The 19,652-nt window shown below is 63.3% G+C and carries 20 protein-coding genes; 12 read left to right on the top strand and 8 right to left on the bottom strand.

Features of this window, described 5'->3' with window-relative positions:
• Nucleotide 1 precedes the first annotated feature (1 nt).
• The 6 genes from xylB to YA0848_RS28430 form a co-directional block, all read right to left on the bottom strand.
• On the bottom strand, nt 2-1,462 hold the full coding sequence (gene xylB / locus YA0848_RS28455) for a xylulokinase (protein WP_034113701.1): 1,461 nt from the start codon (nt 1,460-1,462) through the stop codon (nt 2-4).
• Between the two features lie 16 nt (nt 1,463-1,478).
• Nucleotides 1,479-2,486: a LacI family DNA-binding transcriptional regulator gene (locus YA0848_RS28450; RefSeq protein ID WP_262499603.1), complete on the bottom strand. Its 1,008-nt coding sequence runs from the start codon at nt 2,484-2,486 to the stop codon at nt 1,479-1,481.
• 6 nt (nt 2,487-2,492) lie between these two features.
• Entirely contained in the window at nt 2,493-3,425 is a 933-nt protein-coding gene (locus YA0848_RS28445) for an ABC transporter substrate-binding protein (protein ID WP_169902542.1), read from the bottom strand.
• A gap of 34 nt (nt 3,426-3,459) precedes the next feature.
• The gene (locus tag YA0848_RS28440; protein ID WP_094065826.1) at nt 3,460-4,428 is read right to left on the bottom strand and encodes an ABC transporter permease subunit; all 969 of its coding nucleotides are present in this window, start codon (nt 4,426-4,428) and stop codon (nt 3,460-3,462) included.
• A 13-nt stretch (nt 4,429-4,441) separates the two neighbouring features.
• Nucleotides 4,442-5,974, bottom strand: coding sequence for a sugar ABC transporter ATP-binding protein (locus tag YA0848_RS28435; RefSeq protein WP_034113700.1), 1,533 nt, complete (start codon nt 5,972-5,974; stop codon nt 4,442-4,444).
• A 156-nt stretch (nt 5,975-6,130) separates the two neighbouring features.
• The gene (locus YA0848_RS28430; protein WP_034097835.1) at nt 6,131-6,682 is read right to left on the bottom strand and encodes a cytochrome b; all 552 of its coding nucleotides are present in this window, start codon (nt 6,680-6,682) and stop codon (nt 6,131-6,133) included.
• Between the two features lie 179 nt (nt 6,683-6,861).
• Here YA0848_RS28430 and YA0848_RS28425 point away from each other — a divergent pair, with 179 nt between their 5' ends.
• Genes YA0848_RS28425 through YA0848_RS28395 form a run of 7 tightly spaced genes read left to right on the top strand, consistent with a single transcriptional unit; the run spans nt 6,862 to nt 13,149 of the window.
• Nucleotides 6,862-7,539, top strand: coding sequence for a thermostable hemolysin (locus YA0848_RS28425; RefSeq protein ID WP_034113698.1), 678 nt, complete (start codon nt 6,862-6,864; stop codon nt 7,537-7,539).
• Complete coding sequence (locus YA0848_RS28420; protein ID WP_034113696.1) at nt 7,529-9,007, top strand: AMP-binding protein; 1,479 nt, start codon at nt 7,529-7,531, stop codon at nt 9,005-9,007. Before YA0848_RS28425 ends, YA0848_RS28420 begins: the two co-directional genes overlap by 11 nt.
• Entirely contained in the window at nt 9,004-9,678 is a 675-nt protein-coding gene (locus tag YA0848_RS28415; RefSeq protein ID WP_034097831.1) for a TenA family transcriptional regulator, read from the top strand. Before YA0848_RS28420 ends, YA0848_RS28415 begins: the two co-directional genes overlap by 4 nt.
• The gene (locus YA0848_RS28410; RefSeq protein ID WP_034113694.1) at nt 9,665-10,465 is read left to right on the top strand and encodes an SDR family oxidoreductase; all 801 of its coding nucleotides are present in this window, start codon (nt 9,665-9,667) and stop codon (nt 10,463-10,465) included. Before YA0848_RS28415 ends, YA0848_RS28410 begins: the two co-directional genes overlap by 14 nt.
• Before the next feature lie 4 nt (nt 10,466-10,469).
• Nucleotides 10,470-11,114, top strand: a complete 645-nt coding sequence (locus YA0848_RS28405) for a tetratricopeptide repeat protein (RefSeq protein WP_169902541.1) — start codon at nt 10,470-10,472, stop codon at nt 11,112-11,114.
• An 11-nt stretch (nt 11,115-11,125) separates the two neighbouring features.
• A complete protein-coding gene (locus YA0848_RS28400) occupies nt 11,126-11,788 on the top strand; it encodes a response regulator (protein ID WP_034097826.1) in 663 nt (220 codons plus the stop codon).
• Nucleotides 11,785-13,149: a sensor histidine kinase gene (locus tag YA0848_RS28395; protein WP_034113690.1), complete on the top strand. Its 1,365-nt coding sequence runs from the start codon at nt 11,785-11,787 to the stop codon at nt 13,147-13,149. Before YA0848_RS28400 ends, YA0848_RS28395 begins: the two co-directional genes overlap by 4 nt.
• Nucleotides 13,150-13,155: 6 nt before the next feature.
• On the opposite strand, the gene YA0848_RS28390 is transcribed toward YA0848_RS28395, so the two are convergent.
• Nucleotides 13,156-14,394 carry an MgtC/SapB family protein gene (locus tag YA0848_RS28390; RefSeq protein WP_034097823.1) on the bottom strand — a complete coding sequence of 413 codons (1,239 nt, stop codon included), beginning with the start codon at nt 14,392-14,394 and terminating at the stop codon, nt 13,156-13,158.
• A 248-nt stretch (nt 14,395-14,642) separates the two neighbouring features.
• On the opposite strand from YA0848_RS28390, the gene YA0848_RS28385 reads away from it, so the two are divergent.
• From YA0848_RS28385 to YA0848_RS28365, 5 genes are all read left to right on the top strand, one after another.
• Nucleotides 14,643-15,566: a universal stress protein gene (locus YA0848_RS28385; protein WP_034113688.1), complete on the top strand. Its 924-nt coding sequence runs from the start codon at nt 14,643-14,645 to the stop codon at nt 15,564-15,566.
• A 31-nt stretch (nt 15,567-15,597) separates the two neighbouring features.
• Nucleotides 15,598-16,161 carry a GNAT family N-acetyltransferase gene (locus tag YA0848_RS28380; protein ID WP_034113686.1) on the top strand — a complete coding sequence of 188 codons (564 nt, stop codon included), beginning with the start codon at nt 15,598-15,600 and terminating at the stop codon, nt 16,159-16,161.
• Between the two features lie 236 nt (nt 16,162-16,397).
• Complete coding sequence (locus YA0848_RS28375) at nt 16,398-17,747, top strand: sensor histidine kinase (protein WP_034097819.1); 1,350 nt, start codon at nt 16,398-16,400, stop codon at nt 17,745-17,747.
• A complete protein-coding gene (locus YA0848_RS28370; protein WP_034097818.1) occupies nt 17,732-18,115 on the top strand; it encodes a response regulator in 384 nt (127 codons plus the stop codon). The genes YA0848_RS28375 and YA0848_RS28370 overlap by 16 nt, the downstream gene beginning before the upstream one ends.
• A gap of 9 nt (nt 18,116-18,124) precedes the next feature.
• A complete protein-coding gene (locus YA0848_RS28365) occupies nt 18,125-19,372 on the top strand; it encodes an EAL domain-containing response regulator (protein ID WP_198712396.1) in 1,248 nt (415 codons plus the stop codon).
• A gap of 8 nt (nt 19,373-19,380) precedes the next feature.
• On the opposite strand, the gene YA0848_RS36470 is transcribed toward YA0848_RS28365, so the two are convergent.
• Nucleotides 19,381-19,512, bottom strand: coding sequence for a hypothetical protein (locus YA0848_RS36470; RefSeq protein ID WP_259444982.1), 132 nt, complete (start codon nt 19,510-19,512; stop codon nt 19,381-19,383).
• Nucleotides 19,513-19,652: the final 140 nt, after the last annotated feature.

Raw genomic sequence — 19,652 nt, 5'->3', positions numbered from 1 at the left:
CTCAGGCCCGCAACCCTTTCGCCGCCTCCAACAATCCCTGAAACCGCCGATAACGCTCATCCAGCACCGCCCGCTGCGTCGCATCCGGCAAGTAGCGCGCCTTGATCGGCATACCTGCTGCCAGCAAGTCTGCGCCCTCGCCCACCGCCATGAACCCGAGTTTCGCCGCGCCGATGCAGGCGCTCAGTTCACTGCCGTGCAACGTGTAGATCTCCCGTTGCAGGATATTGGCCAGCAACTGCGCCCAATATGCGCTGCGCGCGCCGCCGCCTACCAAAGCGCAGGCGCCGACCTGTGCGCCCGCCGATTGCACCGCGTGCAGCGCATCCAGCAGGCCGAAGCCGACGCCCTCCATCACCGCATAGCCGAGCATCGCCGGTGTGCAGTCATGCCCCAGCCCCATAAAGCCGCCGCGCAACAAGGGGTCGTTGTGCGGCGTGCGTTCGCCGGCCAGGTACGGCAGGAACAACGGCGTGTGCAGCGGCACGGCCTGTTCGATCGGTAATTGCGCCTGGACCTGCGCTAGCAAGGTTTGCTCATCCGCCATCCCGGTCAACCGCGTGACCCAGCGCAAGCAACTGGCACCGGCGAGCATGGCGCCCATGGTGTACCAGCGATCCGGTAGCGCATGGCAGAAGCTATGTACCGCGCTGGCCGGGTTGCCGGCGGCGTGGTCGGTGATCGCCACAATCGCCGCGCTGGTGCCCAAGGTGATGAAACCGTCCCCGGCATGGACCGCACCGATGCCCACCGCCGCCACCGGGTTATCGCCGCCACCGCCGGCGATCACTACCTCGGGCGAAAGCCCCAGCTGCGTCGCGGTCAACCGCGCGCTTGGCGCGCCGCCTTCAACCAGTCGAGGCATCTGCCACGGCGCCAGGCCGGTGGCGCGTAGCATGGGCGTGAACCACTCGCGTCGGGCCACATCCAGCCACAGCGTACCGGCGGCGTCGGACATCTCGCTGATGCGCTCGCCAGTCAGACACAACCGCAGGTAATCCTTGGGCGACAACACGCAGTCGATGGCCTTGAACACCTCTGGTTCATGCTCCTGCAGCCACAGCAACTTCGGCGCGGTAAGCCCGGCCATCGGCAGGCTGCCGGTGACATCGGCGAAATCCGCGCCCAGGCGTTCTGCCTCGGCCACGGCGCGGGAGTCATCCCACAGGATGGCCGGATACAGCACCCGGTCGTCCGCACCCAACAGCACCGCGCCGTGCATCTGCCCGGACAGGCCGATACAGGCCACATCGGCATACGCCGGATGGCTGCGCAGCTGGCCAAGTGCCTGCACACAGGCTTGCCACCAATCCTGCGGCGCCTGCTCTGACCAGCCGCTGTGGCGTCTTGAAACGCTCAGGCGCACGCCGGCATGGGCCAGGACGTTGCCGTCGAGGTCCATCAGGATGGCTTTGAGTTCAGAGGTGCCGAGATCGATGCCCAAGGAAACCGGACTGTTCATACGTATGTGATTCCAATCAGTGGCAGCCACAGGAATTGCGTATTCGCAGGGTTGGTGCCAGGCGCACACACTGGGTGGGCGCAGCGGGCGACGCCATGCGTTGCAGCAGTAGATTGACCGCCTGGGCACCCAACGCCTGCACAGGCTGGGCGATCAGGGTCAAGCGCGGCACGAAAAAGTCTGCCCAATCAAAATCATCAAACCCCACCAACGCCATCTGCGCCGGGACCTCCAGGTGCGCATCACGCAGAGCGTGCATCGCGCCCAGGGTCATCAAGTTATTACCGGCCATAATCGCCGTCGGTGGCGACTCCAGGCCCAACAGTTGCACCGTGGCCTGACGAGCCGGCTCGGTACTGGAACCGCCGTTTACCAACAGCTGCGGATCAACTGCCAACCCCGCCCCCTGCAACGCCGCCGTGTAGCCGGCCACCCGCTCATCCGTGGTACTGAACCCCGCACGCCCGGCGATAAAGCCGATACGGCTATGTCCGTGGCTTATCAGGTGTTCGATCAAGGTTTGCGTGGACCGCGCGTTTTCCACCCCGACCTGATCAAATTGCGCGCTCATCATCCGATCCACCAGCACCGCCGGAATCTGGTTGGCACGCAGGTAATCCAGGGCCAGGGACTCATTCGACGGGGCCAGCACAATACCGTCGACACGCCGATGATGCAGCGCCGTCACTACCCGCAACTCTTGCTGCGGGTCATCGTGGGTGTCGACAAACAGCATCATGTAGCCGTGCTTGGCGCACTCGGTTTCAATCGCGTGCACGGTCTCGCTGAAGTAGTGATTGGACAGCGCCGAAATCGCCACGCCAATGGTGCTGGTGCTGGAACGGGCCAGCGAGCGCGCCAGGGTGTTGGGGATATAACCCAGCTCCTGGATCGCACGCTGCACTGCCAGCACCGTCGCCGCGCTGACTTTACGGGTGCCGTTCACCACATGGGACACGGTTGAAGTCGACACCCCGGCGCGGCTTGCCACATCGTCCATGGTGACCATGGCGCGGTTCCTCAGACGGACTCAGTGTTTGCTCGACCAGCCGCTGTAGCTGCCGACATTGTCGCGGGTGATCAGTTTCGGCGTGAGCAACGTCACCGCGTCGACCGGGGCTTTGTCGTTGAGAATGTCATTGCCTACGTCCACGGCGGTCTGGGCCATGGCCCACGGGTCCTGGCTGGCGGAGGCCTGGATCTGCGTATCGCTCTTCAGTGCATTTTCGATGTCCGGCGCGCCATCCACCGAGGTGATGATGATGCCGCTGCGCTTGAGCTGCTTGGCTGCCAGGTCGCTACCGATGGCTTGGGGGTCGTTGATCGCGAACAGGCCGTCGATTTTCGGGAAACGGGTGAGATAGCCCTGCATCACGTTCAGGCCGCCTTCGCGCGAACCTTTTCCGTCCTGATCGTCGGACAGCACCTTGATGTCCGGCGCGCCGGCCAATGCAGCTTTGCAGCCCTTGACGCGGTCGGTCACGGCGGTGACCTGCGGGCCGTTCTGGATAATCACATTGCCTTTGCCCGAGAGCTTGTCCACCAGGTACTGGCAGGCCAGCTTGCCGGCTTCGACGTTATCGGTCTGTACGGTGGCGTTCACGCCCTTGGCGTCCACATCCACGGCGACTACGACGATGCCGGCGTCGCGGGCTTTCTTGATCGCCGAGGCCATGGCCGAGGGGTCGACGGCGTTGAGCAGTATCAAGTCGACCTTGGACGAGATGAAGTTGTCGATCTGGGAAAACTGTTTGCTCAGGTCATAGTCGGCGGACACCGAGGTCACCTTGACGTCGGGGTTCAACGCCTTGGCGCGCGCCGTGGCACCGTCGGCCAGGGTCACGAAATACGGGTTTCCCAGCGAGCCCATGCTGATGCCCAGCGCTTTGAGTTCACGGGCCTGTACTGCCTGGGACATCAGGGCAGCCAGAGCGATGACGGGAACGATACGTTTAAAGTTCATGCGCTTCTCTCTTGTGATTGTTGTAGGAGATAAATCAGGTGCGCGCGCCGGACTGGCGATAACGGTCCAGTGCCACCGCGCCAATGATCACGATGCCTTTGATGATGTATTGCCAGATATCCGACACCCCCAGCAGCACCAGGCCATTGGTGAGCACGGCAATGATCAGCGCGCCGATCAGCGTGCCACCGATGGTGCCGACGCCGCCGGTAAAGCTGGTGCCGCCGAGGATCACCGCGGCAATCGCATCCAGCTCGTAGGATTGCCCCAGTTGCAGGCCGTTGGCGGCAAACAGGCGTGAAGCGCTCATCACCGCGCCGAGCCCGGCCAACGCCCCGGACATGGCATAGACGAACAGCAACACCTTCCACACCTTGATCCCCGACAGCCGCGCCGCTTCCGGGTTGCCGCCCACCGAATAGATCTGCACCCCCATCACCGTGCGCCGCAGGATAAACCACGACAGCGCCACCACTGCCACGGCAATCACCACCAGCCATGGCACGCCAAGGATCGAGTCGTTACCGATAAATGCAAACGGCAGATCCGGGTTGAACACCGTCTTGTCGTCGGCCAACAGCCGCGCCAGCCCACGCATGGCGGTGAGCGCGCCGAGGGTGACGATAAACGGCGGCAGGCGCATAAAGGCGATCAGCCCGCCGTTGACCAGCCCGAGTAACAGCCCGAAGCCGATGCCGGCGGCGATGCCGAACATACCGAACTGCGGCGACATCGACGCCTGCAACGCCACCACCGCCGACGCCGCCAGGATCGCGCCCACCGACAGGTCGATGCCGGCAGTGAGGATCACAAAGGTCATGCCCGCCGCCAACACCACGTTCACCGAGGCTTGCTGGGTGATGATCGACAGGTTCTGCAAGGTCAGGAAGTTTTCACTGGCCAGGGCAAAGCCCACCAGCAGCAACACCAGCACCGGCAACATGCCGACCGTGCGCATCAACTCGCGGGCGCGTTCGGCTTTGCCTATAGGTGTGAGGGTCATTGTGTTGTTTGAGTCAGCCATGGGCAGCCACCTGATCGCCACCGGTGGCGAGGTCGATAATACGTTCCTGGGAAATAGCGTGGCCGGAAGCCCCGCCGACTTCGGCCACCAATTGGCCTTCGCGCATGATCAGCACGCGGTCGCAGGTGCCGATGATTTCCGGCAGCTCGCTGGAAATCACCACAATGCCCACCCCGGCCAGCGCCAGCTGATTGATGATGCGGTAGATCTCGGATTTGGAGCCGATGTCCACGCCACGGGTGGGTTCGTCGAGGATCAGCACATGGGGCTTGACCTCCAGCAAGCGCGCCAGCAGCACTTTCTGCTGGTTGCCACCGGATAACGCGCCGACGTTGACCTTGCCCGACGCCACGCGGATCGACAGCGACTTGATCGCGTCATTCGAGCGTTGCGCAGCGTGCGCCCGGTCGAGCACGCCACCGGCGCGGGCATCCGGCACACAGGCGCAGACGTTGATGTTGTCGGCCACGCTCATGTCGAGGAACAGGCCCTGGGCCTTGCGGTCTTCGGTGAGGTACACCACGCCGGCACGAATCGCGTCCGCCGGGGTGCGCAGTTGGGTGACGGTCTTGCCCACCACTTCCAGAGTTCCGCTGGTGCGCGGGTCGGCGGCGAAGATCAGACGCGCCAGCTCGGTGCGCCCTGCCCCCACCAGCCCGGCAATGCCCAGCACCTCACCGGCATGCAGGTCGAAACTGCACTGGCGCACGCGTTTGCCGTCGGCCATGTCGCGCACGCGCATCACCACGGCGCCGGGGTCGTACGCCGCGTGGTCCTTTTTATAGAACCCTGACAAGTCGCGGCCCACCATCATTTTCACCAGCACCTCGGCCGACAGCGCCTCGCGGGTCAGTTCGCCGATGTACTGACCGTCGCGCAGCACCGATACGCGGTCCGACAGCTCGTAGATCTCGGCCATGCGGTGGCTGATATAGATGATCGCCAGGCCTTGGCTGCGCAGCTGTTTGATCAGCGCGAACAGGCGATCCGTTTCGCGGGACGACAGCGGCGTAGTGGGCTCGTCCATCACCAGGATCTTGGCGTGGGCATGCAAAGCGCGGGCGATCTCCACCAGTTGGCGCTCGGCAATCGACAGGCTGCTGACCCGCGTGGCCGGGGTGAATTCGGCGCCCAGGCGTTGCAGCACTTCGACGCAGCCATCCTGCATGCCGGCGCGGTCGATGGTCCAACCACGCCGGAGTTCGCGGCCCAGGTAAATGTTCTCGGCCACGCTCAGGTTCGGGCACAGGCTCAGTTCCTGGTAGATCACGGCAATGCCGAGGGCTTTGGCGGTGGCGGGATTGAATGTGGCGATGGGCTCGCCGCCGATGCGGATTTCACCGCCGGGATCGGCCTGATAAGCGCCGGAAAGGATTTTCATCAAAGTGGATTTGCCGGCGCCGTTCTCCCCCATCAAGGCGTGGATTTCGCCGGGGTAAACCTTCAGGCCGACATTTTTGAGCACGCGCAAACCGTTGAAGGTTTTGCTGATGCCCTGCATCTCCAGCAAGGGTTCAAGGCTCATGTCTGAGCTCCTGGTTTTATTATTTTTGTCGTTCGGCCCCCTTTGGATCAGAGCCGATTGGCACCGACTCTAATCAGATACATTTACTTACGCAAGCGCTTGCGTGCGCCATTTGTCGCTAGAAGAAACGTTTCATCAAGCTGATTTGTCGCAACTTCAGCGATTACGCGATTTAGGCAGCATGCGTATCAGCGTGTTGTCGCGCACCCAGTAGTGATGGAACAGCCCGGCGGCCGCATGCAGGCCGATCAGCCAATAACCGGCATTGCCCAGCCACTCATGCCAGTGCTTGAACACCTTGGCTTGGTCCGGGTCCATCGCCACCAGAGCGGGCAACGACCACTCGAAGTACGGCAGGGTTTTGCCCCCGGCGCTAAGCATCAGCCAGGCCAGCAGCGGCGTCACGATCATCAAGCCATACAGGGCCAGGTGCATCAGGTGCGCCAACGCCGTTTGCCAGACCGGAGGCCGCGGCACGATGGCCGGACGAGGAGCCAGACGCCCGAGCAAGCGCACCCACACCAACAGGAAAATACCCATCCCCAGCAGCCCATGAGTGCCCGCCATGAAGCTCCTCGCCACACTGCCGCGAGGCAGCAGGCCTTTGATTTCGATGCAGGCATAGACACCGACAAACAGCGCCAGCATCAGCCAGTGCAGGGTCATCGATAACCGGGCGTAGCGCTGCGTTACCCAATATTGGTTCATGGAAAAGTCGCCTTTGAGGAAGTGATGGCCGAGGCCGGCCTGGAAAGTCCGCGCCACCCTGCCCTGGCAGTCTTAAGCCAGTCTGAAGACCGAACGACGATGTTTACGCCCACCTTCAGACTTCGTTAAGAAAGGCTACTGATACTCCTCCCAACTTGACGTGGGAGGCGAACCGCCAAATGCCCGATTTCGACTGGAACATCCCGTTGCCCATGCTGTTCGGCCACGCCGACAGCGCCCCGCTGCACCTGAGCCGCGCCCTGCCCGACGACCCTCGGCGCCCGGCCTTCGAAGCGTTCATCCAGCAGCGCTTTCGCCTGGCCCATGGCGCGGACATCCGCCACTTCATGCCGCAATTGTTTGGCGTCAGCCAGGCCGACGGCGAGCTATGCGCCGTCGCCGGGGTACGCCTGGCCCGCAGCGAAGCGCTGTTTTTGGAGCACTACCTGGATCATCCGATCGAGGCCTTGGTCTGCGCCGCCGCCGGCCAGCCAGTGGAGCGGCGCGCCATCGCCGAGGTCGGCAACCTGGCCGCCAGTGATAACGGCAGTGCACGCCTGAGCATCATCGCCATCACTTGGTTATTGGCCATGGGGGGGCTGGAGTGGGTGGCCTTTACCGGCAATGCGGGGCTGGTCAACAGCTTCCATCGCCTTGGGCTCAAGCCCGTGACCCTGTGTGCCGCCGACCCGCAACGCTTGGGCGATGAGCGCCATAACTGGGGCCGTTATTACGAAAGCCAGCCGTGGGTGCATGTGGGCAATATCCGCGCCGGCTTCACGCATTTACGCAACATGGGCCTGTTTTCGCGCTTGGGCCTGCCTACCACCCTTGAGGACACTTGCCATGTCGCCTGAAACCCTGCGATTCCACGCCGTTCTGCGTGGCCATGCCGAACGTAACGACGGTGCCATCGCTCTGTGGGGCGACTCACTGAAAATGGACTACGCCACATTGTTCGCCGAGGTGGCCTATCGGCGCGAACGTCTGCGCGATGAGGGCGTACAGGTGGTGGCGCTGGCCTTGGACAATGGCGTCGATGCCATGCTCTGGGACCTGGCGGTGCTGTTCGAGGGCCTGACCTGCCTGACGTTGCCACCGTTTTTCAGCGCGGCTCAACGTGCCCACTGCCTGGAGCAAAGCCACGCCGAGCGGGTCATCGCCGAACCCTATCTGAGCCAGGAGCTGGAGGGCCTGGGCTACCACAAGGTCGGCGATTTCTGGTGCCGGCACTTCGACGGGCGACCCTCAATGCCCCTGGGCACCGCCAAAGTCACCTTCACCTCCGGCACCACCGGCGCGCCCAAAGGTGTATGCCTGAGTGGCGAGAGCCTGCTGCGGGTAGCCCGCGAGCTGTACCAGGCCAGTCACGTCAATGAACCGCGCCATCACCTGGCGCTGCTGCCCCTGGCGATTCTGCTGGAGAACCTGGGCTGCTACGCCGCGTTGTATGCCGGCGCCACCTTGAGTGTGCCGGGCCAAAAAAGCCTGGGTATCCAGGGCGCCAGCGCGGTGGATGCGGCGCAATTGCTCGGTTGCCTGGCCGCGCGCCAACCCCACAGCCTGATCCTGGTGCCACAACTGCTGCTGATGCTGGTCATCGCCGCCGAGCAAAAGGCTTTCAGCCCCCGGGGCTTGCGGTTTGCCGCCGTGGGCGGTGCCCGTGTGTCCAAGGCCTTGTTGCAGCGCGCCCAGCAGTTGGGCATGCCGGTTTTCGAAGGCTACGGGCTGTCGGAGTGCGCCTCGGTGGTCAGCCTCAACGTGCCGCAGGCGCAGCGCCCGGGCAGCGTCGGAAGACCCCTGCCCCATGTGGATATCCGCCTGGCCGAGGATGGTGAAGTGCTGATCAAAGGCTCGACCCTGCTCGGTTACCTCGGCCAGGCCGAAGAGCCCGACACCTGGTGGCCCAGTGGTGATCTGGGGGCCTTCGACGAAGACGGTTTTCTGTACCTCAAGGGCCGCAAGAAACACCAGTTCGTCACCAGTTACGGGCGCAACGTCAACCCGGATTGGGTCGAGGCCGAACTGACTCAGGGCGGCGACATTGCCCAGGCATTCGTCTACGGCGAAGCCCTGCCCCACAACCACGCCCTGCTCTGGCCCCATCGCGCCGACTGCAGCGACGCCCAACTGGCCGCCGCCGTGGCCGAGGCCAATGCCGGCCTGCCGGACTATGCCCAGGTCCACCAGTGGACGCGCCTGGACGCCCCCTTCACCGCCGCCAACGGCCTGCTCACCGCCAATGGCCGGCCTCGGCGCGACGCCATCGTCGCCCGTTACCACGCCCACTTTACTCAACCTTTGAATGAGGACACGCCATCGTGAATTTCTTCGACACCCTGCAAGACGCCACCCAGCAAGAACGCCAGGCATTGTTCAGCCTGCCGATCATCCGCGATGCCCTGGAAGGCAAGGTCAGCCTCGACAGCTACCGCGCCTTTCTGGCCCAGGCCTATTACCACGTCCGCCACACAGTGCCGTTGATGATGGCCTGCGGCGCACGCTTGCCGTCACGCCTGGAATGGCTGCGCAAGGCGGTGTGCGAGTACATCGAAGACGAATACGGCCATGAACATTGGGTACTGGATGATATCGAGGCCTGCGGCGGTGATAGGCTAGCCGTGCGCGACGGACGCCCTGGCTTGCCCATTGAGCTGATGGTCAGCTACCTCTACGACCTGATCGCCCGCGATAACCCGGTCGGCCTGTTCGGCATGGTCAACGTACTGGAAGGCACCAGTATCGCCCTGGCCACCCACGCCGCCGGCAGCATCCGCGAGCGCCTGCAACTGCCGGCCGAGGCGTTCAGCTATCTGAACTCCCACGGGGCGTTGGATATCGGCCATATGCAGACCTATCGCGGCCTGATGAACCGTCTCGACGACCCGGAGGATCAAGCCGCGGTGATCCGTGCGTCCAAGGTGGTCTACGCGCTCTATACCGATATGTTCCGCAACCTGCCACGCCTTGGGGAGACCACCCATGCGCCTGTCTGAGGCCCGCGTGGTGCTGACCGGCGCCAGCGGCGGCATCGGCCTGGCGATAGCGGCCATGCTGTGCGCCAGTGGCGCGCAGGTACTGGCGGTGGCGCGCCACCGTGCGCCGCTGGATGTGCTGCTTGCGCAATACCCGCAGCAGTTGTGCTGGGTCAGCGCCGACCTGACATTCCTGGCCGACCGGCGCAAGGTACTGGCGGCGGCCGAAGCCATCGGCGGTATCAACCTGCTGATCAATACCGCCGGGATCAACCACTTCGCCATGCTTGAGCAACTGGACGACGCCGACATCAACCAGATGCTCGCGTTGAATATCGGCGCGCCGATCTGTCTGACTCGGCTGCTGTTGCCGATGCTCAAGCAAGCGGCGGGCGCCAGGGTGGTCAATGTCGGTTCCACCTATGGCTCCATCGGCTACCCCGGTTATGCCACCTACTGCGCGACCAAGTTTGCCTTGCGCGGGTTTTCCGAAGCCCTGCGCCGCGAACTGGCCGACACCCACGTCGGCGTGCTGTACGTAGCGCCGCGCGCCACCCGCACGGCCATGAACAGCGCGGCGGCCGAAGCGCTGAACGAGGCGCTCAAGTCCAACGTCGACGACCCGCACACCGTGGCGTCGGCGGTGATCAAGGCGATTGTGGACGACCGTCGCGACCTGTACCTGGGCTGGCCGGAGCGTTTCTTCGTGCGCCTCAACAGCCTGCTGCCGAAGCTGGTCGACCGTGGCCTGCGTAAACAACTGCCCCTGGTGCGCCGCTTGAGCGATAACCCTGTTAACAAGGACTAACCCCATGAGAACACTGATTGCCGCCCTTGTGCTCAGTGCCCTGAGCCCCCTCACCTGGGCGTTGGACGCCGCCGACCAGCAACGGCTGACCACGATCCAACAACGCTGGGCCGAGATCCAATACGGCCTGCCTGAGGCACAACGCCCCCAGGCCTTCGAGCAACTGGCCGGCCAGGCGAATGCCTTCACCCAGGCCCGTCCGCAGGCCGCCGAAGCCTGGATCTGGTCGGGTATCGTCACCAGCAGTTGGGCCGGTGCCCAGGGCGGACTCGGGGCGTTGAGCAAGGCCAGGACCGCCAAGGCCGACCTGGAACGCGCGCTCGGCCTCGACCCCACCGCCCTGCAAGGCTCGGCCTATACCAGCCTGGCGGCGCTGTACGATCGCGTTCCGGGCTGGCCGATTGGTTTCGGTGACGCCGACAAGGCCGAGCAGTTGCTTAAACAGGCCTTGCAAGTCAACCCGACAGGCATTGATAGTCTGTACTTCTGGGGCGATCACCTGTACCGGCAAAAACGTTATGAGCAAGCCCGCGATGCCCTGCAAAAGGCCCTGCTGGCGGCTCCCCGCCCAGGTCGGGAACGCGCCGACGCCGGGCGGCGCAAAGAGATCGAGAGCCTGTTGGCCGAGATCGCCAAGCAACTCAACTGACAGGAGCGCGCGTGCGGCTATTACTAATTGAGGATGACGAAGCCCTGGGCGAAGGGATTCACCAGGCCCTGGCGCGCGAGGGTTACACCGTCGACTGGTTGAAGGACGGCAGCAGCGCCCTGCATGCCCTGCTCAGCGAAACCTTCGACGTGGTGGTGCTCGACCTCGGCCTGCCGCGCATGGGCGGGTTGGAGGTGCTGCGCCGCCTGCGCGACAGCGGTGCCACCGTACCGGTGCTGATTCTGACCGCACGGGATGCCACCGAAGACCGCATCGCCGGGCTCGACGCCGGTGCCGACGATTACCTGATCAAGCCCTTCGACCTGGCCGAACTCAAGGCCCGCTTGCGCGCCCTGCTGCGGCGCAGCGCCGGCCGGGCGCGGGTGCTGATCGAACATGCGGGCATTTGCCTGGACCCCAGCACCCAGCAAGTCAGTTATCACCATCAACCGGTGTCGCTGACCCCCAAGGAATACCAACTGCTGCATGAACTGCTTTCGCCCCCGGGGCGGGTCATGACCCGCGATCAGTTGATCCAGTTGCTGTATGGCTGGAACGAAGAAGCCGAAAGCAACACCCTGGAGGTGCATATCCACCACTTGCGCAAAAAGTTCTCCAGCGAATTGATCCGCACTGTGCGAGGCGTGGGTTATCTGGTGGAGGATCGCGTGTGACCTCGATTCGCCGCCGCACCCTGACCTTGATTATCGGCCTGCTGCTCGGCGGTTTTTTGCTGATCAGCGCATTGAACCTGCATGACAGCAACCACGAAATTGCCGAAGTCTACGATGCGCAACTGGCGCAAAACGCCCGGTTGCTGCAAGGCCTGATGAGCCTGCCGCTGGCGAACGAGCAACAAGCCGACCTGTACCGCGCCTTCAACAAGGCGCTGGCCGAGGCCAACCCCAAAGTCGATGGGCATCCATACGAAAGCAAGGTGGCTTTCCAGGTCTGGAGCCCCCAGGGCGAACGCCTGGTGTTCACCTCCAGCGCTCCCACGTTCGCCACTCCGCCCGAACAGCCAGGCTACAGCAATGTGGACGACCTCAATGGCCGGCAATGGCGCGGTTTTTTGCTCAAGGACAAGAACAGCGGCCTGCGCATCTGGGTCGGCGAACGCGACGATGTGCGCGCCGACCTGGTCGGTCGTATCGTGCGCCACACCTTGTGGCCGAACGTGCTGGGCAGCCTGATCTTGGCGATGATGGTCTGGCTGGCCATCGGTTGGGGGCTCAAGCCCCTGGCTGATATGGCCGCAACGTTACGCGCCCGGCACTCCGGCTCCCTGGAGCCGATGCAACTGACGCCCTTGCCCACCGAACTGGAACCCATGCAGGCCGCCCTGAACCGTATGCTCGCGCAGCTACAGGACCTGCTAGGTCGCGAGCGACGCTTTATCGCCGATGCGGCCCACGAAATGCGTACCCCGCTGGCGGTGCTGCGGGTGCATGCGCAAAACCTGCTGGAGGCCGGCACCGAGGCTGAACGCCGCGAATCCCTGGCCTTCCTGATCACTGGCGTGGACCGTACCAGCCGCCTGGTCAACCAGTTGCTGACCATGGCGCGCCTGGAGCCGAGCGCGGGGCAACCGCCCTTACAGTCCCTGGACCTTACCGCCGCCGTGCGCGACAGCCTGATCCAACTCACGCCCTGGCTGTTGAGCAAGGGCCTGGAGCTGGTGTTCGACGCGGACGACGCGCCTTGCACCGTGACCACCGACGGCGCCGCCATCGCGATCGCCCTGACCAACCTGGTGACCAACGCGGCGAATTTCTCTCCGGAACAGGGTGTAATTACCGTCGGGTTGCACAAAACCGACACGGCGTTCGAGCTGACGGTGGACGATCAGGGCCCCGGGATCGACGAACAGGACCGCGAGCGCTTGTTCGAGCGTTTCTACAGCCGTGGCAATGCCCACGGTGCAGGCCTGGGCTTGACCATTGTCCACACCATCGCCCAGCGCCTGGGCGGTCAGATCCGTCTGCACAACCGTGCCGGCGGCGGGCTGCGGGCCACGTTGCACATCCCCCTTTGACCCGCTTCAACCGATCAGCAGGCCCAACCATGTCGCGGCGGTCAGCAATGCTTGACCGCCAATCACATAGCCGGCAAAGCGGCGGCCGTCGCTGACCCAGGCCACCAGACACTTGCTCAGGGAATTGCAACTGACCGCCAGCAACACCGGAATCGGCGCCGCCTGCACGGCCAATTGGCCGCTGGCGGTCAGGGCGGCAATCGAGGCGGTGGACGCGTGCGCGTCAGCGAAGCCGCTGAGGGTGGCGGTGACCATCACGCCCCATTCGCCGAAGTAATACAGCATCGCCGATGAGACAAACGTTATACCGGTCATCATCAGCACCATGATCAACGCCAGTTTGAGATCGAATGCACCGCCCACTTTGATCGCCTCGCTGGCGGCCGACGTGGGGGTGCGCAGCATCAGGCAAATGCCGTAAGCCGCGATGGCGACAAAACCGGCCAGCAACGGCCAGGCCATTTGCGCCAGCAACGCCGGCTCTACCGTGCCCAGAATCAAGGCCACCTGCGCCACCGTAGCCAGGTTGGAGAAAACCGCCGCGGCCGCCAGCGTGCGCAACTGCTGCGGTTCCTTGGCGGCGATATGGCCCATGGCGGCGATGGTCACGGTGCTGGAGGCGAACCCGGACGCAATGGCACCGACCGCGTAGCCATAACGCGGGCCCAACGCCCGCACCACCACATGCCCCAGGGCGCCGACCGCCATCAGCAGTACGGTCAAGGTGCAGATGGTGCGCGGGTTGATCGCTGCATAAGGGCCGATAAAGCGGTCCGGCGCCAACGGTAATACCACCAGCGCGACCACCAGCAGCAACAGGCCGTCGCGCATTTCGGCGTCGCTCAGTTGGCTGCGGGCGAACTCGTGCAGTTTCTGCCGATAGACCAGCAAGCCGGCCATCACCACCCCAATCGCCGTGGCCAACTCGGGCGCCGCGCCGCACAGGGCGCCCAGTACCAGCACGGTGAACAACGCCACTTCGCTGGTGATGCCCGGGTCTTTGGCCTGGCTTTTCCAGTACGCGGTACTGACCAGCAGCGCCAGGCACAGCGCGATCAGGCCCAACAACAAGGCGCCGCCGACCTGCTGGGTCACATAACCGAGCAATGCGGTGATCGAATAGGTGCGCAACCCGGCAAAATCGCGATGCTCGCCTTCGCCCTTGTGGCGTTCGCGCTCAAGCCCCACCAGCATGCCGATACCCAGCGCCGCAGCGGCGCCGGCCAGGCCCAAGGTCTGGCTCATAACAGCACCCCTGGCGTGATGGACATAAACAACCTCTCGGCTTCAATGGACGCCCGGACCGGCATCGCTCTTTGCAGTCTGTGCCAGGATGCCGCACGCCGCGTTGATTATCATCAACGATCCCTACTATGACCGCACGTCGCTCGCCCCGCCCGGCGTGGCGGCGACTTGATGCAGATCAAACGCCGCCCAACGGTCAGGACCATGATCGACCCTAGATGCCACTGGTAATCCAAGGGAGATCGCTCATGTCTGCTCAAGCCCGTTTCTTGCTGCTGGTTTCACCGTTGATGGAACACAGCCCCGCTTTCGAGCGCGCCGCCGCGTTGGCCAAGGCCGAAGGCGCCGCCTTGCATATTCTGGCGTTCGACTACCTGGAAGGTCTGGCCACCGCTGGATTGGTCAACGAACAGGCCCTGGAGCAGATGCGTCTGGGCTATGTGGAGCGCCATCACCAATGGCTTGAAGACCAGGCGCGGCCGTTGCGCAAACTGGGGCTGACGGTGACTACCGAGGTGGCCTGGGTCGATGATCCGCTCAAGGAGCTGTTGATTCGCCTCAAGGAAGAACCCATGGCGCTGGTGATCAAGGCATTGGCCCATGAGTCGCGACTCTCGCGCTTGATGTTCACGCCGATGGATGTGCACCTGCTGCGCGAATGCCCCGTACCGCTGCACTTTGTGCACGGCGTGCATCACGCTCTGCCACGCAGGATCGTGGCGGCGGTCGATCCATTCCATCGCGACGGCCGCTACCAGGGCCTCAACGACCGCATCCTGCATGAAGCGAGCAAATTGGCGACGGCCTGCGAGGCCGATGTACAGATGGTTTACGCCCATGACTTGTCCGACCTGGCCGCCCAGGAGTATGAGTTCGGCAGTGGCGCGGCGTTCTTCTCGTCGCAGGCGGCCAAGCAGCTGTTCGCCGCCCAGGGCGAAGCCTTCAACGACCTGGCGGCGCGTAACGGCATCCCGCCGGAACAACGCCACATGATTCTGGGCAACCCGGCGAAGGTGTTGTCCAGCTTCGCCGACGCCTACAACATCGACGTGATCGTCATGGGCCGGGTCGGTCATCACGGCCTGTCGCGGCTGCTGGGCAGTACCACTGAAACGCTGCTGTACCGCATGCCCTGCAGTGTGTGGGTGGTGTCACCCGAGATGCTGGAATAACCCGGCCATTTCACCCCATGGAGGTTCCGTCATGTCCAATACTGAAGCACTCAACCGGCAAGCCGCGCCTGTTTATGCGGCGGTGCCCCACGAACACTGGATCGAACGGCTCGACGATGGCCGCCATGTCCTGGTGCGCCCATTGACCGCCGAAGACCGCGAGCGCGAATACAACTTCATCAAGGGCTTGTCCCGCGAGTCCAGGCATCAGCGTTTTCTGGGCGAGGTGTGCGAGCCGGGCAAGACATTGCTCGATCAATTGATGGACGTCGATAACCAGGAACGCCTGGCGTATATCGCCTTGGTACACGATAACGGCCAACTGGTGGAAATCGGCGTGGCGCGCTACGCCGCCGCCAAGGACCAGGCGTGCGAATGCGCGGTGGTGGTGGCCGATGCCTGGCAGCACCTGGGCCTGGCGCGCTTGCTGATGCAGCACTTGATGGCTGCGGCGAAAAAAAATGGCTACACGCGCATGTATACGGTGGACGCGGCCACCAATGCACATATGCGTCAATTGACCCATGATCTAGGTTTCGAGAGTGTCACTGATCCGGATGACGGCACTCAGGTGATCAGCAGCGTGCAGCTTTAAACCCATCCACATGGCCGTCATGGGGCGTTTGCTGCGTTGCAGGTCGAGCAAGCGCGGCCACTGCGCTTTAGCGTAGGCAAACGCCCACTGTTTTATTTGCAGGTCTATGGCAATAGGCTGCTATTGTCCTAAGACCTCATCTCCTCCTCATCGCCTGTGCGCGATTTTCTGTGAGCATGCTCTGCGACACGGTCATGAACGGTGTCGGGCCTGAACGTCATGGAACCGCCCTTGCGATGGATAAAAAAACCACCCACAGCCCGCCCGACCTGCAGTCACGCGCGGCCAAGATCGACGAATTCAAACGCCAGAAAAGCCTGATCAAGACCGGCGCGCTGCAAGACGCCATTTTCAATAGCGCGCACTTCTCCAGCATCGCCACTGACGAAAAGGGTGTGATCCAGATCTTCAACGTCGGCGCCGAACGCATGCTGGGCTACGCCGCCGCCGATGTGGTCAACCGCGTCACTCCCGCCGATATTTCCGATCCCGCCGAACTGATCACCCGCGCCGCCGCCCTCAGCCTGGAACTCGACACGCCGATCACGCCGGGTTTCGAAGCCTTGGTGTTTAAAGCCTCGCGCGGCATTGAGGATATTTACGAGCTGACCTATATCCGCCAGGACGGTAGCCGCTTGTCTGCGATGGTCTCGGTAACCGCACTGCGCAACCGCAGCGACACGCTCATCGGCTACCTGCTTATCGGCACCGACAACACTGCGCGCAAGCAGGTTGAGGCCGAACGCAAAGACTTCGAACGCGCCCTGGCAGACAAAAACCTGGAGCTGGAGCACGCCAGCCACATGAAATCCGAGTTCCTGGCGACCATGTCCCACGAACTGCGCACCCCATTAAACGCGGTGATCGGCTTTTCCGAGGCGCTCAAGGATGGGCTGGTCGGCGAAATGAGCGACACCCAGCGCGAATACATCGGCGACATTTTCACCAGCGGCCAGCACCTGTTGTCGCTGATCAACGACATCCTCGACCTGTCCAAGGTCGAAGCCGGGATGATGGACCTGGAGCTGGAGCCCGTGGCGCTGGCCGATGTATTGGCCAATAGCTTGTTGATCGTGCGCGAAAAGGCCGCGTTGCAACGCATCCAGCTCAAGCTCGATAGCCCGGTGGACCTCGGCACACTGGTGCTGGATCTGCGCAAGACCAAACAGATCGTCTACAACCTGCTGGCCAACGCGGTGAAGTTCAGCGAGCACGGCAGTTGCGTGACCCTGGCGGTTCGTGAAGCCCCTCGCGAACAGGTCGGTCTGATTCCCGGCGACTGGCCCAGCCACGCTGATACCTTGCAGACCGGCGCGCACCGCACCTTCCTGGAGCTGAGCGTCAGCGACACCGGTATCGGCATCGCGGAAGAGGACATGGGCAAATTGTTCAAGGCCTTCAGCCAGATCGACAGTAGCCTGGCGCGCAAATTCGAAGGCACCGGGCTGGGCCTGGCCATGGTCAAGCAACTGACTGAGCTGCATGGCGGCAGTGTCGCGGTGGCCAGTCGCGAAGGCTTGGGTACGCGCTTCGTGGTGTGGTTGCCGCTGCATCGGACGACGGAGGCACCATGGCCCATATCCTGATCATCGAAGACAACGAAGCCAATATGCGCCTGGCCCGTTTGCTGTTGGTCAGTGCCGGCCACAGCGTGGTATGGGCCGCCGACGCCGAGTCCGGCCTGACCCTGGCCCGCGCGCAACAGCCGGCGCTGATCCTGATGGACATTCAGTTACCGGGCATGGACGGCCTGGCCGCCACCCGCGTGCTCAAGCAGGACGCCCTGACCGCGCATATCCCGGTCATCGCGCTCACCGCCATGGCCATGAAGGAAGACCGCGAAAAAACCCGCCTGGCCGGGTGCGACGCCTATGTGATCAAGCCTCTGCGCTATAAGGCGCTGTACCAGGTCATTGAAACGCTGCTCCACCCGCCCCCCACACCACTCGCATGAGTCCTCTCCATGGCCAGCTCACCCGCCACGCTGTTGATCGTTGACGACGAACCCCAGGTTCGCAAGTTGCTGGAAACCCTGCTGCAGCACGAGGGCTACCAGACCCTGAGCGCGGGCACCGGCGAGGAAGCCCTGCTTAGGGTGGCCGAGCAGCCGCCGGACCTGATCCTGCTGGACATCATGATGCCCGGCATGGACGGTTACGAAGTGGCTAACCAGCTCAAGGGCAACCCAGCCACTGCGACCATACCGATCATCATGCTCTCGGCCTTGAGTGAATCGAGTGCGCGCCTCAGCGGTCTGGAGACCGGCGCAGAGGAGTTCATCAGCAAACCGGTGGATCGTGTCGAGCTGTGGCTGCGGGTGCGCAACCTGCTGCGGCTCAAAGCCCATGGCGACCAGTTGAAACAGCACAGCGCGATGCTCGAACAACGCCTGCAACGGCACCACGATCAAACCGCACGCTCGAACGTCTACGACCCGGTACGCCAGGACCTGGAAACCGCCTTGCGCCAAGCGGTGCAGCGCCAGGCGTTCGCCTTGCATTACCAACCCAAAGTGCACGTGGCCAGCGGTGAAGTCTGTGCCCTTGAGGCCCTGCTGCGTTGGGACCGGCCCGACTATGGGCCGGTGTCCCCGGCGGTGTTCGTGCCGATGCTGGAAAGTCTCGGCCTGATTGGCCAAGTCGGGCATTGGGTGATCGAGACTGTCTGCCGACAGATAGCGGCCTGGCAGCGTTGCGATATCGGCGCGGTGGAGGTGTCGGTGAATGTCTCCGGCCATCAATTGATCGAGGGCGATCTGATCGCAGAGATAGCCGACATACTGGCCGGCACCGGGGTTGCCGCCCATTGGCTGGAGTTGGAAATCACCGAAGGCACACTGATGGAGAACACCGCGCACAGCATCGTCAGCCTGCAACGCTTGCGTGCCATGGGCGTGAAAATCGCTATCGACGACTTCGGAACCGGCTATTCCAGCCTGGCCTACCTACGGCGCTTTCCCATCGACACGCTGAAAATCGACATTGCCTTTATCCGCGAAGTAACCAGTAACCCCCAGGACGCCGCGATTGCTCGGATCGTCATCCAACTGGCCCACAGCCTGGGCTTGCTGGCGGTGGCCGAAGGCGTCGAAACCCAGGCGCAATGGGCGTTTTTGAAAGAGGCCGGTTGCGATCAGATCCAGGGGTATCTATTCAGCCGGCCGTTGCCGGTGGACACGCTGGAGCCCCTGTTAAGGAGGCGTTTGAAGTGAATGAGAAGTCAGAGATGCCCGATGTCGCCAGCAGCGCCCTCTTCATCCGCTTCGATCAGCGGCACCTCGGCGTCATCCATCAATGAACCCGGGTCTTCGTTACCTGGGTCGTTGAGTTCTTCATCCGGTTGATGAGCCATGATCGTCTCCTCTAACTAGCCGCCCTGGGTGTCGATGTCGGCGTCGGTTTCAGGCTTGGGCTCGCGCTCGGGCTTGAAGTCGGGGCTGTAGTCGTTGTCCTTGGCCTTGGGGTCGGGGGTAGGCTTGGGGTCCTTAGGGG

Origin of the sequence: Pseudomonas sp. S4_EA_1b, assembly GCF_016307435.1 — a bacterium.
Classification (GTDB): Bacteria; Pseudomonadota; Gammaproteobacteria; order Pseudomonadales; family Pseudomonadaceae; genus Aquipseudomonas; species Aquipseudomonas rhodesiae.
This window is presented reverse-complemented; position numbering and strand designations above follow the sequence as displayed.

Bases quoted from the DNA above. Each gene is read 5' to 3' on its own strand.
- YA0848_RS28445 (WP_169902542.1), bottom strand. From the start codon at position 3,425: ATGAACTTTAAACGTATCGTTCCCGTCATCGCTCTGGCTGCCCTGATG.
- YA0848_RS28410 (WP_034113694.1), top strand. From the start codon at position 9,665: ATGCGCCTGTCTGAGGCCCGCGTGGTGCTGACCGGCGCCAGCGGCGGC.
- YA0848_RS28365 (WP_198712396.1), top strand. From the start codon at position 18,125: ATGGCCAGCTCACCCGCCACGCTGTTGATCGTTGACGACGAACCCCAG.
- YA0848_RS28425 (WP_034113698.1), top strand. From the start codon at position 6,862: ATGCCCGATTTCGACTGGAACATCCCGTTGCCCATGCTGTTCGGCCAC.
- YA0848_RS28440 (WP_094065826.1), bottom strand. From the start codon at position 4,428: ATGACCCTCACACCTATAGGCAAAGCCGAACGCGCCCGCGAGTTGATG.
- YA0848_RS28430 (WP_034097835.1), bottom strand. From the start codon at position 6,682: ATGAACCAATATTGGGTAACGCAGCGCTACGCCCGGTTATCGATGACC.
- YA0848_RS28420 (WP_034113696.1), top strand. From the start codon at position 7,529: ATGTCGCCTGAAACCCTGCGATTCCACGCCGTTCTGCGTGGCCATGCC.
- YA0848_RS28375 (WP_034097819.1), top strand. From the start codon at position 16,398: ATGGATAAAAAAACCACCCACAGCCCGCCCGACCTGCAGTCACGCGCG.
- YA0848_RS28435 (WP_034113700.1), bottom strand. From the start codon at position 5,974: ATGAGCCTTGAACCCTTGCTGGAGATGCAGGGCATCAGCAAAACCTTC.
- YA0848_RS28370 (WP_034097818.1), top strand. From the start codon at position 17,732: ATGGCCCATATCCTGATCATCGAAGACAACGAAGCCAATATGCGCCTG.
- xylB (WP_034113701.1), bottom strand. From the start codon at position 1,462: ATGAACAGTCCGGTTTCCTTGGGCATCGATCTCGGCACCTCTGAACTC.
- YA0848_RS28405 (WP_169902541.1), top strand. From the start codon at position 10,470: ATGAGAACACTGATTGCCGCCCTTGTGCTCAGTGCCCTGAGCCCCCTC.
- YA0848_RS28385 (WP_034113688.1), top strand. From the start codon at position 14,643: ATGTCTGCTCAAGCCCGTTTCTTGCTGCTGGTTTCACCGTTGATGGAA.
- YA0848_RS28390 (WP_034097823.1), bottom strand. From the start codon at position 14,394: ATGAGCCAGACCTTGGGCCTGGCCGGCGCCGCTGCGGCGCTGGGTATC.
- YA0848_RS36470 (WP_259444982.1), bottom strand. From the start codon at position 19,512: ATGGCTCATCAACCGGATGAAGAACTCAACGACCCAGGTAACGAAGAC.
- YA0848_RS28380 (WP_034113686.1), top strand. From the start codon at position 15,598: ATGTCCAATACTGAAGCACTCAACCGGCAAGCCGCGCCTGTTTATGCG.